Raw genomic sequence first — 13106 nt, forward strand, 5'->3', positions numbered from 1 at the left:
CGTTGCTTCGTGCCGGCCGGCGCAGCAGCCGAGGCCCGGTGGGAGATCACTCGGTGGGGCCTCGGCTGCTGCGGTGATGCCGATCAGGCGTCGAGCTTTTTGCCCTCATCAGCGGCGGGAACCTGCTTGGCGCCGGCTCCGGCGGTGATGTGAATCCGGCGCGGCTGCTCTTCGGCGTAGATGCCGGCGACCCGCACGGTCAGCACACCGGCGTCGTAGGTCGCCGAGATGGCGTCCTGGCTGACATCCTCGGGGAGGTTCACCGTGCGGGAGAAGCTGCCGTAGCGGACCTCGCGCAGTCCCTCAGCCTCACGTTCGGTGCGGCGCTCACCCGATATGGTCAGCGTGCGTCCGCTGTTGGAAAGCTCGACGGCGACGTCGTTCTCAGGGTCGATCCCGGGCAGGTCGACCGCCGCTACCAGGTCATCACCGTCGCGGTGGGCATCGATCGCCGGCACGAAGCCTGAGGCGCGCTGGCTCTGATCGGCCAGCGGCGCACGGGCCTGCCGGAAGACGTCGTCGATCAGGGAGAAGGGGTCAAGCCGGGTCAGGGAAGTATGGATCATCAGCAATCAGCTCCTATCGAGTGGTAAGGGAACTCATCACCAACAACGCCGGGATGGAGTTGTGGGGACAGCTGTCTGTGCTGTCACATCATGCAACGACGTGGACGCCGCGAATATTCCAAACCTGAGCCGATAACGCTCAAGTTTTTCGAGCGGAGGATACTCGGCCGCGTCAGGGCTCGTGGGAACTGAGAATTGGACTCTTGTAGGCTAAGATGATGCCTACTGAAACCGGGGCGCCTCAACCACGCAGGACCCGCGTGCAGACCGTCATGGAAGTCATCGGCACCCACCGGCTGACTCCGCATATGGTCCGTGTGGTGCTCGGCGGTGAGGGTTTCCGGGATCTGGCGTTCAAGGACGGCACCGATCAGTACATCAAGCTGCTCTTCGCCGATCCCGCCCTGGGCTTGGAGCGCCCCTACGACCTCGAATCCCTGCGCGAACACCTGGAGATCGCTCAGATGCCGGTGAGCCGCACCTACACCATTCGTCACATCGACCACCAGAATGAACAGATCTGGGTCGATTTCGTCATCCACGGCGACCAAGGCATCGCCGGACCGTGGGCCTCCACCGTGCAGCCGGGGGAGACGATCAGCTTCTTCGGGCCGGGCGCCGGCTACGCACCGCGGCCTGATGCGGACTTTCACCTGATCGCAGGAGACGAAGCCGCGCTGCCGGCGATCGCGGCGGCTCTGGAGTCCATGGAAGCCGATGCGCGCGGCACGGCACTCATCGAGGTCCGCGACGCTCAGGAACAGCTGCCGCTGAAGGCGCCGGAGAACGTCAGCGTCGTCTGGCTTCATCGCGGCGGCGACTTCAGTCCGCAGACCACCCGCCTGGTTGAGTACCTGCAGGACCTCCAGATTCCCGACGGCGACGTGCAGGTCTTCATCCACGGCGAGCGCGAACAGATGAAGGCCGTGCGCCGTCTGCTGGTTCAGGACCGCGGAATGGAACGCAGGGGCCTGTCCCTCTCCGCCTACTGGGCGCTGGGGCGGTATGAAGATCAGTTCCAGGAGGAGAAGCGGCTGCCCATCGGCAAGATCGACCCGGAATGATGATCCTGCCGTGATCGGCAGGGTGCAGATCCGCAGTGGTCACAGCGGGTCAGGCGGTGTGGCTAGAGGCTCGCCCCAGAGCTGGTGCCCACCACCAGTGCGACAAAAAGCAGCAGGACCAGCACCAGAACGGTGACGGTCGCGCAGATCCCGGCGTATTTGGTGAAGCCCCGCAGCCGGTGGCCGGCCCTGTCCCGCAGCGTGCCGGAGAGCAGCAGGAACAGGTCGATGATCATCCAGGCGCCCGCGATGCCGACCAGTGCCAGGGCAACGCTGGTCAGCTCAAACCCCATAAGAACGACGACGCCGCCAAGCAGCACGCTCTGCACCGCCGCGGTGGGGACATGTCCCAAATAGTAGCGGTGTGCCCCGGTGAGACCGAGAAAGAGAGCCAGCGCCCAAGCCGGCAGAAGCGCCTTCCTCGAGGTGGGCTGATTCTCGAAGGCAAGACGATCCTCGTCGGTGTAGGTGTTCGAATACAGCTCATCGAGATCATAGTGACCAGCCATAGCTCCAGTATAGGCTGATACTGCGGTGGGCAGTGATAGTTTGGTGCTGATCGTATGCGTTCGACTTCAGGATGGAGGCGCTGTCTTGGCGCAGCAACAATCCACACAAAAGGCTCAGAGCACGTCATTTGCTGACGTGATCAAAGTCCTGCTGCGACTGGGCCCCAAGCAGATCAACGACGAAATCACCCTGGCCATCGCCCAGATGAAGGCCAAAGGGATAGCAGCGGGCATCGCCGCGGCGCTGATGGTGGTGGGCCTGGTATTCGTCACCTTCCTTGTGGTGGCCCTTATTGTGGCCGCTATCGCCGCGCTGCACCTGATTTTCCAGCTGTGGGCCGCTGCCCTCATCGTGGCCGGCGCATTCCTGCTGATTGCGCTGATCGTTGGTCTGATCGGCCTGCTGAAGCTCAAGGGTGCTATGCCGCTGGTCCCGGAGGACGCTATCCGAGGCTTTCGGATGGACCTTGGGGTCATGCGTGAAGGGACAAGCTTCGACCCACGGTCCCTGGACCGTGCGGATGAGCAGAAGCGCGAAGCGAAGGAAGAGGCCAAGCGCCAGGAGGCCGAGCAGAAGAAGCGCGACGCCAAAACCCCCGGGGCCGGAGAACCGCAGAAGCCCAGCTACACGGAGCTGCTGCGCCGAACCTCGCAGCGCCGTGACCATATCGCTGGTCTGCAGAGCCAGATCATGGGGCGTAAATCCAAGGGTGCCGCGGCGGATACCGGCACCCAGAAGCCGGCGGATGCGCCCAGCTCCGCTGCAGAGGCGAACAGCGTCGGAGCCAAAGAGTACTTCGCTGCCCGCTGGAAGCCGGTCAGCATCGCGGCAGGCTCAGCCGCCGCCGCAGGCGTGTTCCTGCGGGAGCTCACTAAGAAATAGCTGTGACCCCCGTGAGACTCATTGGTGCCGGGACCCGAGAGAACGTCGAATATACGGTGAGAGACACGTTCTGGACCGCGCCCAATGTGATCACCGTGCTCCGGTTCCTGCTGGTGCCGATCTTCGTGCTCCTGGTGGCTGAGCAGAACTACCTGGCTGCGTTCTGGGCGTTGGCCGTCCTGGGTGCCACAGACTGGATCGACGGGTTCATCGCCCGGTTCTTCAACCAGATGAGCACAGTGGGCCAATGGTTGGACCCGCTCGCTGACCGGCTGGCGATGCTGATCGTCACGCTGACCCTGGTGCACTTCCAAGTCGCTCCGGAGTGGCTGCTGGTGGTGATCCTCATTCCGGATGCGGTCCTGTTCCTCAACGCCATGCTGCTGTTCGCCGGCAACCCCCACCTGCAGGTGTCGCCGATGGGCAAAGTCCGCACTGCCGGTCTGCTCATCAGCCTTCCGCTGCTGCTGCTGGTTGATCTGCCCGAGTTCACCGGGTGGCTCGGTGGCCTCTTCCCGCTGGTGGTGGAATCGGTGCTGGTCGCGGGGGCGGTGATGCACGTGATCGCATCGATCGACTATTTCCACCAGGCCATCGTGAAGTACCGTCGACTACGGGCTGCCGGGATCAACACGTGGAAGCGGAGGTCGTGGATTCCACAGTCGGCAGCAGCAGCCGACCCAGTGGCAGTGAGGAGCCAGGACACGTGAACACCCCGCGGCCGCTGCGCGTGCTGATTGCCGCTGACACCTACCCTCCCGACGTCAACGGCGCGGCCGTCTTCTGCTACCGACTGGCTCAGCACATGAGCGACCGGGGCCATGAGGTCCACATCGCCGCGGCTCGCCCGTCGCCGGGGCCTGACAGTGTGGAGTACCGCCAAGAGGCGACCGTCCACCGTTTCCGGTCCTTCCGCGCACCCACCCACGAGTCCTACCGGCTCTGTCTGCCTTGGCAGGTCGAACCGGCCATGAACCGGCTGGTGCAGCAGCTTCAGCCCGATGTGATTCACGTGCAGTGCCACTACATGGTGGGTAAGGCTGCGATTCTGGCAGCAGAGAGGCAGCGGGTGCGGCTCATCGCCACCAATCACTTCATGCCCGAGAATCTGGACCCGTTTCTGCCCTTTCCCCAGTGGTTCAAAGACATCGTCTCCCGGAACTCCTGGGCAGATATGGGCCAGCTGATGAGCCGGGCTTCAGTGGTGACCACACCGACGCCGCTGGCAGCCCAGACCATGAAGGCTAAGGGCGGCTTTGAGCATGTGCTGCCCCTGTCCAACGGTATCGACGTGGACTTCTACAGCCCGAAGCCCGATGAAGAGCTGCCCCGTCACGAGCGGCCCACTGTGCTGTTCGTCGGTCGGCTTGCCGTGGAGAAGAATGTCGGTGTCCTCATAGACGCACTGGCCAGAACCGACCCTCAGCTGGGCCTCTGCGCAGAGATCATCGGTGATGGTGAGCAGCGTGATGTGCTGCGTGAGCAGATCCTCCAGCAGGGCCTGGAGGACCGGGTGACCATGCGCGGTCATGTCGATGAGGCCGGTCTGCGCAGCGCCTACCTCGCCGCTGACGTGTTCTGCCAACCCGGAACCGCTGAGCTGCAGTCTCTGGTCTCGTTGGAGGCGATGAGTGCGGCCAAACCGATGGTGCTTGCCGATGCGCTGGCCCTTCCCCATCTGGTCACTGAGGGGCAGAACGGCTACCTGTTCGAGCCCAACAACAGTGCGGACCTTGCCGAAAAGCTGAGCACCATATTCCGCAGGACCCCGCAGCAGCGGCAGGCTATGGGGGAGGCCAGCCGGAAGAAGGCCGGCGAGCACGCCATCGGCAGAACCATGTCCGCCTACGAGGAGCTCTACTACGGAGCCGACTGGGTCACCACCGAACAGTTCAAGGACTGGTGAGCCGTCCCGAGCAGACAGTCCCCGGCCGTGTTTCATCTCACCGGAGAGAACGGCCCTTTGTGAAACACAGGCAGGGATTATGCGGACGACGGTGGTGGCCGGGCAGGCGGAGACTCATCGGCGCAGCGACTCAGCAAGGCTGAGCAGTCGCTGCGCCGAATCCTCCCAGTCGTAGGCGCGGCTGCGCCGGGCGGCGGCCTCGCTGGCTCGGCGGAAGGTCACCGGGTCCTGCAGCCTGCGCACTGCAGAGGCAGCAGCGGCGTCGTCGTCGGGCGTGACGACTTGGGCCGCGCCCGCGGCCGAGGAGGTGCCGATCACCTCCTGGAAGATGGGCAGATCCGAGACCACCACCGGTGTGCCGTGGCTCATCGCCTCAATGACCGGCAGCCCATACCCCTCCGCCCGGGAGAGTGTGAGCAGGGCGGTGGCTCGGCGCAGCAGCCGGATGTAGTCCGCTTCGCTGATTCCGCGGTGCCAGACCAGCTGGCCCGGCCGCTGGGCCAGGGCACTGAGCTGGGCCCGGCGGGCCGGCTCGACGGGCGAGCACAGGTGCAGCCGATAGTCCGGCAGCCGGTTCACCGCCCGGATCAGCGTCTGGACGTTCTTGTACTCCATGAAGGACCCCATGTAGACCAGGTCTTTGGTCGGCGGCTGTTCGGGTGAGCGGGGATGGTCCACCTGTTGGGCGGCGTTGGGAATCACATGAACATCGCGGGAGGTCAGCCGGTGCTCGGCGATGAGTCCTGCCGTGGTCTGGGAGACGGTGGCAACTGCATCGGCACGGTTGAGCATCAGCCGCTGCGGCAGATAGCTCAGGTGGAACAGCCGCCACCCCAAGCGAATTGGGGCGGGCAGGTTCTTCGGGGGAGTGGGGTGCTGATAGTAGATCAGATCGTGCAGGGTCAGAATCAGCGGGTACCTCCTGCCCAGGCTGCCCATGGTCTGCATCGGAGAGAAGACGACGTCGGGGTGGTGTCGGTTGATCTGCAGCGCCACGAACGGCTCCTTCGGGCCGGTGGGTGAGGAGATCAGCACCCACGGCGCCTCCGGTAGCAGGTTCAGCTGCGCCGGATCGCTGATCAGCATGGTGATCTCTGCCCGAGCAGCTGCGGCCTGCACCAGTGAGGCGGTGTATCGGGAGATGCCGTCGTGCACCTGGGTGCGCACGTAGCGGCAGTCGATGAAGAGCCTCATAGACCCAAGTGTTTCACCTCCAGGCCCCCGGGAGGCAGACGTGTCAGGATGGGGACAATGATCACGACCCCGGATGCCGCCCGCGCACGTGAGTATTGGACGCAGTCGGCCTTCAACGGCCGGGTCCGTGAGGTGCCGGTGCCGGTGCCGGGGCCGGGTGAGGTGCTCATCGAAACCGAACTCTCTGGGATCTCGCCGGGCACCGAGGCCCTGATTCATCGTGGTGACGTGCCCGACTCAGTTGCTGAGCTGATGCGCGCGCCCCAGCAGCTGGGTGACTTGCCGTTTCCGGTTTCCCACGGGTACCTCAATGTCGGCACCGTGCGTCAGGGACCGGCGGAACTGAGGGGCAGGCGGGTGTTCACCCTGGCGGGCCATCGCAGCCACGTGGTGGTCCCGGCCGGTGCCTGCCACCTGGTGGGCGAGGCGGTTCCCACCGAGCGGGCCCTGCTCGCCGGGGTGGCCGAAGTGGGGCTGAATGCGCTCTGGGAGGCCCCGGTGACCCTGGGGGACCGGATTGCGGTGATTGGCGGGGGTCTGGTGGGCCTGGTGACTGCGCTGCTGGTGCAGGGTGTTTCGCCCGCGCGGCTGCAGCTGATCGAAGTTGACGCTGACCGAGCCCGCCTCGCAGCCGATATGGGGCTGCATGCGGTCTCGCCTGAGGAGGCGGCGGCGGACAACGACGTCGTCCTCCACGCCTCAGCCAGCGCCGAGGGGCTGCGCCGAGCCTTGGAGATCACCGGCGACGACGGCAGCGTGGTGGAGCTGTCCTGGTACGGCACCCGATCCCCGCAGGTGCCGCTGGGGGCCGACTTTCACGCCCGCCGTCTGCGGCTGCTAGGCACGCAGGTCGGTCAGGTGGCAGCACCCAAACGACTGCGCCGCAGCCGCACGCAGCGCTTGGCCGCAGCCCTGAACCTGCTGGACGCACGATTCGATGCCCTGGTGACAGGACGTTCCCCTGTGGAGCGGCTGCCCGAGGTGATGGATGATTTCGCCTCCGGCGCAGCGTGGACTCGCAACCAGCTGCTGCACGTGGTGACCTACGAAGGAGATAAGTGATGATTGAGCAGACACCGGTATTTCGGCTCAGCGTGGATGACCACCTGATGATCGCCCACTCCCTGCCCGGGGAGTACTTCGGCGCTGCGCAGCAGTTGCACGGGGCGACCCTGGCGCTCACGGCGACCTTCGAGCGTCAGGGGCTCAACGAGCATGGGGTGGTGATGGACATCGGCCTGGCCCATCAGCTGCTGGCAGCAGTGCTGGAGCCGCTTCGCCACCAGAACTTGGATGAGCACACTGACTTCGCTGAAAAGATCTCCACCACTGAGGTGATCTGCCACCACATTGCACTGCAGGTGGCTGAGGCCCTGCCGCAGGCCCATGGGCTGCAGGCTGTGGAGGTCGCTGCTGAGGAGAACCCGCAGGCCCGGGCCAGTGTGCGCCTGGTCCTTCAGTGAGCCCAACCCTCTGAGCGGAGCCGTCTGAGCGCTGCCGAGCACGACGCCGACGTCATGAACTGCCGTGCTGGCAGGCTGCGGCGCAGCTCGTCGTGCGGCTCGGATAAGATGGGTCAGCGCGTCACCACCGGGGTTAGCTCAGTTGGTCAGAGCAGAGGACTCATAATCCTTTGGTCGCGGGTTCAAGTCCCGCACCCCGGACTAGAGAAGCGCCTAGTCAGAGCACTATGACCAGGGGTTCCGCGGCAGGTCGAATCGGCGCAGCTACTCGCGCACCACGTCGGAGAGCACCGTGACGTGGCTGTTCTCCAGGTCCTTCGTCGCCGTCAGCAGAGTCAGGCGATTGCCGGTGAGGGCCTCCTTGAGCCGCTGCAGCGCCTCGTGGCCTTCGCTGGTGTTCAGTTCCTGTCGGTACCGGTCGGCGAATTCGTCGAATCTGTCCGGATCGTGGCCGAACCATTTGCGCAGCTCTGTTGAAGGGGCCACATCTTTTACCCAGTCATCGAGCTGCGCGTCCTCCTTGCGCACTCCGCGCGGCCAGACTCGGTCCACAAGAACACGTGTGCCGTCGTTGTGTCCGGGTTCGTCGTATATCCGTTTGGTGACAACATTCATGCTCCACACCTACACCATCTACGAGAGCGAGTCACGGGTTCTGTGGAAGCGCCTGGCGGAGTCATGCTCAAGGGTCAGCAACCTCCTACCCCAACTCTCGTACAGTTTGCCGCTGCGGGGGCGGCTGCCAGGGCATCCGCTCAAAAACAAGGATCAAGGCCCGTCCTCGTCGACAACCTGCTCACCTGAGTAGCGGGCCCCATCCGACCTCCGAGGCTTTCGTGATGAGGCTGGCAGCATGGACAGAAGCCTCAACGTAGGAGCCCGTGCACTCGACAGTGATATCTGCTTCGGCGCTTAGGCCCGTATCCCGCGCTCAATCACCAGCTTTCAGGGGTAATAGCACCGAGGGTTCCAATTCACCGGTCAGCAGAAGGGGGTTGATGTATTCGCCGTGCAGACGAACGCCCCAGTGCAGGCACGGTTTGTCGCAGTGGGCTCCGTCGTCGTAGGTTCCCAGTTCGGCGATGGGTTCGCTGGCGTTGACGGAGTCGCCGACCTTCAGCGGGGAATCCACCGGTTCGAAGGAGCTGATGTATCCGCCGCCGTGATTGACGGAGAGGACCTCACGGTCGACCACGACGCCGGAGAAGCTGACCACCCCATCGGCGGGAGAGCGGATCTGGGTGCCGGTGCTGCTGGCTAAGTCAATGCCGCGGTGCCCACGTGCCCAGGGAGAGCGCCACTAGGAGGTGAGAAGAGCTGGTGCTGTGCGGTTGCTGTTGCTCGCCACAACATTTCTGCAAGAAACTCCTGAACGATCCTGCGCTACATGTGAAGTTTCAGCCGACTTGGCCTCTACGGTAGGCAACCAGGCATAAGCGCACGACCTGTCGTAGTCTGGCGTGTATGGAGATCACAGCTCCCAGCAGCAAGCAGGTCAAAAAGGCTGGGAGTAAGGTACGCAAGTTTTTCCGCGGTGATTCCTCCGTGGACTTGGAAGGGTTAGACCAAGCGCTTCGAACCATCGAGGCCTACCGGGCGCAGTTCAGCGGTCCGCTAACCCGCGTAAACAATCGTCTGCGACAGCGACTTATGTCTGTTGGAAGCGAGGCTCGAGTCACTCAGCGGCTCAAGAAGATGCCGACCATGCTGGACAAGCTGCAGCGCGAGCCAAGACTGGACCTTTCCAGGATGAGGGACATCGGTGGTTGCCGAATCGTGTTGGATGACCTCCAGGAGCTTGATCGTGTTCATGCCGCCATCGTCTCGAATTGGCGGGGCGGTACTGAGGACACCGCTGACTATGTGAGGAGTCCTCGCGCATCCGGATATCGAGCCGTGCACTGCTTCGTGCGGGACCACAGCACACGCCTTACAATCGAAGTGCAACTTAGAACCACTCTGATGCATGCATGGGCCGAAGATGTTGAGAACGTCTCTGCCCGGATGGGCATCAACTACAAACAGGACGGTGGCTCTGAGTACCAGGAGTACATGAAAAACCTTTCCAGCCTTTACGAAGCAGTCGAGACGGGCACACCTGTCCCTGAAGGGCTTGCTGATACCCTCAGAAGACAACGAGCTCGCATCGCCCATCTAGTCCAACGAGCAGAAAGGAGTGGGTGAGACTGATGAGTTCCTCTATCCGCCACTTCTTACTGACCTTCGACCATGCTCGCGACGAACTTATCGACGTCGAAGATTTTGGCCATGACCCCCAGGCCGCAACTTCGCGGTACGAGAACCTCGAGGAGCAATACCGGGATTCCAGGGCGATCGACATCGTCCTGGTTGGGTCAGACTCGATAGAGACCGTCAAAGTTACTCACAGCACGTACTTCACCGGCTTCCAGAATGCGTCGCTGGACGAAGGTGCTCTCGAGCGTATGCTCGCCTCAATCCAGTAGGGTATCTGAGCCGCAGCCTCCTTCTTAGGCACAGAGGAAGACTGCGCTCTTCGGAGCTTCTCCTGTGTCCCCGTAGTCTGCTTAATATGCGCAGCAGCCAGACTGCGTGCGGAGGGGCTTGACGTGCTCGGGAGGACGGGGTCCTGGGGTTCATAGGAGTCAGGCCGTTTTCGGGCCGTTCAACGATTGTGCAGCGGCAACAGCACGGAGGGTTCCAATTCACCGGTCAGCAGAAGGGGGTTGATGTATTCGCCGTGCAGACGAACGCCCCAGTGCAGGCAGGGGGAGTCGCAGTGGGCGGAGCCGTCGTCGTAGGTGCTCAGTTCAGCGACAGTCTCGCCTCCGGTGAGGGTGTCTCCGACCTGGAGATCGGACTCGACGGGTTCGAAGGAGCTGATGTATCCGCCGCCGTGATTGACGGAGAGGACCTCACGGTCGACCACGACGCCGGAGAAGCTGGCCACCCCATCGGCGGGAGAGCGGATCTGGGTGCCGGTGCTGCTGGCTAAGTCAATGCCGCGGTGCCCACGTGCCCAGGGAACCGGGGGAGCCGAGAATCCGTCGGTCACCGCTCCGTCTGCGGGTCTCACCCAGGTGCCGGAGTCAGCCTGAGCCATAACTGGTGTGGCCGGAGGGGCGCCGAAGAGCCCCAGCAGCAGTGCCAGCAGCAGAAGGACGTCCCGGGCTCGGGCCACCACAGGACCGGTCGGCCGGTCCGTGGAAAGGCGGTGATCGTCGTCTGTTCGGTGCTCATGATTCAAGAGTCAGGCCCCGCGCGCCTGGGCAGTGCGGCCCAGCCGAGGTCTGGGGGACGGATGGCGTGTCCCCGTCCGTTGCCAGGACCTCTGGAAAACTCGTCGCGGTGAGGGCTTGTGGACCGTTGTTGGGGATTGGGGCGCATTCAGGCTAAACTGGGAGGCAGCAGCTGGACTGTGTGCGCTTCACTGTGCCGCAACAGCTGACTACGCGCTGCGAATCCCCGGTACGCCGGGACATTCCCATCGGTCCATACAAACCAGCTCCCATCAGGAGTTTCTTGTGTGTCCGGGAACTGTGATCACCAGATCGGGCCGCAGCCAGGAGCCCGGGAGAACCGGGCTGTCATGCAACCGAGAAAACTACGTCGGCGCTGCACAGCGCAGCAGGACGACGCCCCCAGGGGCGTTGGCTGAGCACTGTGTTGAAAGCCCGACATCTGAAAGGACACCATGCCTGTCGTCACAATGCGCCAGCTGCTCGACTCCGGAGTTCACTTCGGCCACCAGACCCGCCGCTGGAACCCGAAGATGAAGCGCTACATCTTCACCGAGCGCAACGGCATCTACATCGTCGACCTCCAGCAGTCGCTGAGCTACATCGACCGCGCCTACGACTTCGTGAAGCAGACTGTCGCCCACGGCGGCACCATCCTGTTCGTCGGCACCAAGAAGCAGGCCCAGGAGACCATCTCCGAGCAGGCCACCCGCGTCGGCCAGCCCTATGTCAACCACCGTTGGCTCGGCGGGATGCTCACCAACTTCGCCACCGTCTCCAAGCGCGTTCAGCGCATGAAGGAACTGGAAGAGATCGACTTCGACGACGTCGCTGGCTCCCAGTACACCAAGAAGGAGCTGCTGCTGTTCAGGCGCGAACTGGACAAGCTGCACGCCAACCTCGGCGGTATCCGCAATCTGAACCGGACCCCCTCGGCGGTCTGGGTGGTGGACACCAACAAGGAGCACCTGGCAGTCGATGAAGCCCGCAAGCTGGGCATCCCGGTTATCGCCATCCTGGACACCAACTGTGACCCGGACGAAGTCAGCTACCCGATCCCGGGCAACGACGACGCCATCCGTTCAGTGGACCTGCTCACCCGCGTGGTGGCAGATGCCGTGGCTGACGGCCTGATCGCACGTGATGAAAAGCGCGGCGGCGGCTCAGGAGCCCCGGCAGAGCCTATGGCCGAGTGGGAGCGCGAGCTGCTGGAGCAGCACACCGCTGAGACGAGCGAGACCGAGACCCGCGGCGAGGACGAGCCGCACCAGTCCGCCCCCAGCACCGCCGGCGACGCCGCGGCTGAGGCCGAGACCGGCGAAGCCAACATCCCCACCGATGCTGACGCAACAGAGGCCGCAGACGTATCTGAAGCCGCAGAATCCCAGTAATCGCGGACCCTGACCCAGCTACTCTGGACTGAGAGGACACCAGACACCCATGGCGAACTACACCGCTGCCGACATCAAAGCCCTGCGTGAGCGCACCGGCGCCGGCATGATGGACGTGAAGAAGGCGCTCGACGAGGCCGACGGCAACATGGACCAGGCCATCGAGGCCATCCGCATCAAGGGATTGAAAGGCGCCGCCAAGCGCGAAGGCCGCTCTGCTGCAGAGGGCCTGGCGCTGGCCAAGGTCGTCGACGGAACCACCGGCTATCTGCTCGAGGTCAACGCTGAGACCGACTTCGTCGCGAAGTCAGACAAGTTCGTCAGCCTGGCTGAGAAAGTTTTGGACGTGGCTGTGGAAAACCAGCTGGCCAGCGCCGAGGCCCTGCTCGACGCCGAGGTCGAGGGTAAGAAAGTCAGCGACTACGTGACTGAGGAGGGCGGTGCAGTCCTCGGTGAGAAGATCGTGGTCCGCCGCCTGGAGAAGATCAGCGGCGCCTATGTCGACGCCTACCTGCACAAGACCTCCAAAGACCTGCCCGCCCAGGTGGGTGTGCTGGTCGCCGTCGACGCTGAGAGTGAGAGCGCGAAGACTGCCGCTCACGATGTGGCCGTCCATGCGGCTGCGATGTCACCGTCCTACCTCACCCGTGAGGAGGTTCCGGAGAACCTGGTGGCTGATGAGCGCCGCATCGCTGAGGAGACCGCTCGGGCAGAGAACAAGCCGGAGCAGGCCATGACCAAGATCGTTGAGGGCCGCACCAACGCGTTCTTCAAGGAGCACGTCCTGGTCGATCAGCCCTTCGCCAAGGACCCCAAGGTCTCTGTGGCCAAGGTGTTGGAGGAGGCCGGGACCGCGGCGACCGGCTTCGCACGGTTCCGCGTCGGCAACTGATGTGCACAGCGGTTAGACTG

Annotated in this window: 15 protein-coding genes, 1 tRNA gene and 1 pseudogene; 11 read left to right on the forward strand and 6 right to left on the reverse strand. The window is 63.8% G+C overall.

Going from position 1 to position 13106, the window contains the following annotated elements; genetic code table 11:
- Positions 1-83: 83 nt before the first annotated feature.
- Positions 84-566, reverse strand: coding sequence for an Hsp20/alpha crystallin family protein (locus FHX47_RS05470; protein WP_183357914.1), 483 nt, complete (start codon positions 564-566; stop codon positions 84-86).
- 218 nt (positions 567-784) lie between these two features.
- On the opposite strand from FHX47_RS05470, the gene FHX47_RS05475 reads away from it, so the two are divergent.
- On the forward strand, positions 785-1630 hold the full coding sequence (locus FHX47_RS05475; RefSeq protein WP_343064320.1) for a siderophore-interacting protein: 846 nt from the start codon (positions 785-787) through the stop codon (positions 1628-1630).
- Positions 1631-1692: 62 nt separating this feature from the next.
- Here FHX47_RS05475 and FHX47_RS05480 read toward each other — a convergent pair whose 3' ends face one another.
- Positions 1693-2139 carry an NINE protein gene (locus FHX47_RS05480; RefSeq protein WP_183357916.1) on the reverse strand — a complete coding sequence of 149 codons (447 nt, stop codon included), beginning with the start codon at positions 2137-2139 and terminating at the stop codon, positions 1693-1695.
- A 136-nt stretch (positions 2140-2275) separates the two neighbouring features.
- Between FHX47_RS05480 and FHX47_RS05485 the strand changes: the two genes are divergently transcribed.
- From FHX47_RS05485 to FHX47_RS05495, 3 genes are read left to right on the forward strand one after another with little or no spacing between them, the layout of a single operon-like run.
- Positions 2276-3022 (forward strand): phage holin family protein, encoded by a 747-nt coding sequence (locus FHX47_RS05485; RefSeq protein ID WP_183357917.1) that lies wholly within the window; start codon positions 2276-2278, stop codon positions 3020-3022.
- Between the two features lie 56 nt (positions 3023-3078).
- The gene (locus FHX47_RS05490) at positions 3079-3732 is read left to right on the forward strand and encodes a CDP-alcohol phosphatidyltransferase family protein (protein ID WP_343064321.1); all 654 of its coding nucleotides are present in this window, start codon (positions 3079-3081) and stop codon (positions 3730-3732) included.
- Positions 3729-4928, forward strand: a complete 1200-nt coding sequence (locus tag FHX47_RS05495) for a glycosyltransferase (RefSeq protein ID WP_183357918.1) — start codon at positions 3729-3731, stop codon at positions 4926-4928. The genes FHX47_RS05490 and FHX47_RS05495 overlap by 4 nt, the downstream gene beginning before the upstream one ends.
- 114 nt (positions 4929-5042) lie before the next feature.
- On the opposite strand, the gene FHX47_RS05500 is transcribed toward FHX47_RS05495, so the two are convergent.
- Entirely contained in the window at positions 5043-6122 is a 1080-nt protein-coding gene (locus FHX47_RS05500) for a glycosyltransferase family 4 protein (RefSeq protein WP_183357919.1), read from the reverse strand.
- Positions 6123-6179: 57 nt separating this feature from the next.
- Here FHX47_RS05500 and FHX47_RS05505 point away from each other — a divergent pair, with 57 nt between their 5' ends.
- The 3 genes from FHX47_RS05505 (at position 6180) to FHX47_RS05515 (ending at position 7786) form a co-directional block, all read left to right on the forward strand.
- Complete coding sequence (locus FHX47_RS05505) at positions 6180-7184, forward strand: zinc-dependent alcohol dehydrogenase (RefSeq protein WP_183357920.1); 1005 nt, start codon at positions 6180-6182, stop codon at positions 7182-7184.
- Positions 7184-7585: a 6-pyruvoyl trahydropterin synthase family protein gene (locus FHX47_RS05510; RefSeq protein ID WP_183357921.1), complete on the forward strand. Its 402-nt coding sequence runs from the start codon at positions 7184-7186 to the stop codon at positions 7583-7585. The genes FHX47_RS05505 and FHX47_RS05510 overlap by 1 nt, the downstream gene beginning before the upstream one ends.
- Before the next feature lie 127 nt (positions 7586-7712).
- Positions 7713-7786: transfer RNA gene (locus tag FHX47_RS05515), tRNA-Ile, on the forward strand.
- A 63-nt stretch (positions 7787-7849) separates the two neighbouring features.
- Here FHX47_RS05515 and FHX47_RS05520 read toward each other — a convergent pair.
- Both FHX47_RS05520 and FHX47_RS05525 read right to left on the reverse strand, forming a co-directional pair.
- Entirely contained in the window at positions 7850-8200 is a 351-nt protein-coding gene (locus FHX47_RS05520; RefSeq protein WP_183357922.1) for a DUF488 domain-containing protein, read from the reverse strand.
- A gap of 316 nt (positions 8201-8516) precedes the next feature.
- The gene (locus FHX47_RS05525) at positions 8517-8852 is read right to left on the reverse strand and encodes a peptidoglycan DD-metalloendopeptidase family protein (protein ID WP_183358076.1); all 336 of its coding nucleotides are present in this window, start codon (positions 8850-8852) and stop codon (positions 8517-8519) included.
- Positions 8853-9049: 197 nt separating this feature from the next.
- On the opposite strand from FHX47_RS05525, the gene FHX47_RS05530 reads away from it, so the two are divergent.
- Positions 9050-9769: a RelA/SpoT domain-containing protein gene (locus FHX47_RS05530; RefSeq protein WP_183357923.1), complete on the forward strand. Its 720-nt coding sequence runs from the start codon at positions 9050-9052 to the stop codon at positions 9767-9769.
- A gap of 5 nt (positions 9770-9774) precedes the next feature.
- Entirely contained in the window at positions 9775-10050 is a 276-nt protein-coding gene (locus tag FHX47_RS05535) for a hypothetical protein (protein WP_183357924.1), read from the forward strand.
- A gap of 179 nt (positions 10051-10229) precedes the next feature.
- On the opposite strand, the gene FHX47_RS05540 is transcribed toward FHX47_RS05535, so the two are convergent.
- Positions 10230-10745, reverse strand: coding sequence for a peptidoglycan DD-metalloendopeptidase family protein (locus FHX47_RS05540; protein ID WP_183357925.1), 516 nt, complete (start codon positions 10743-10745; stop codon positions 10230-10232).
- 513 nt (positions 10746-11258) lie between these two features.
- On the opposite strand from FHX47_RS05540, the pseudogene rpsB reads away from it, so the two are divergent.
- A pseudogene (gene rpsB, locus FHX47_RS05545) lies at positions 11259-12033 on the forward strand (30S ribosomal protein S2); the annotation flags it as partial.
- A gap of 210 nt (positions 12034-12243) precedes the next feature.
- The gene (tsf, locus tag FHX47_RS05550; RefSeq protein ID WP_183357927.1) at positions 12244-13086 is read left to right on the forward strand and encodes a translation elongation factor Ts; all 843 of its coding nucleotides are present in this window, start codon (positions 12244-12246) and stop codon (positions 13084-13086) included.
- The last annotated feature ends 20 nt before the right edge of the window (positions 13087-13106 follow it).

This window comes from Garicola koreensis, from assembly GCF_014195445.1.
Classification (GTDB): domain Bacteria; phylum Actinomycetota; class Actinomycetes; order Actinomycetales; family Micrococcaceae; genus Nesterenkonia; species Nesterenkonia koreensis.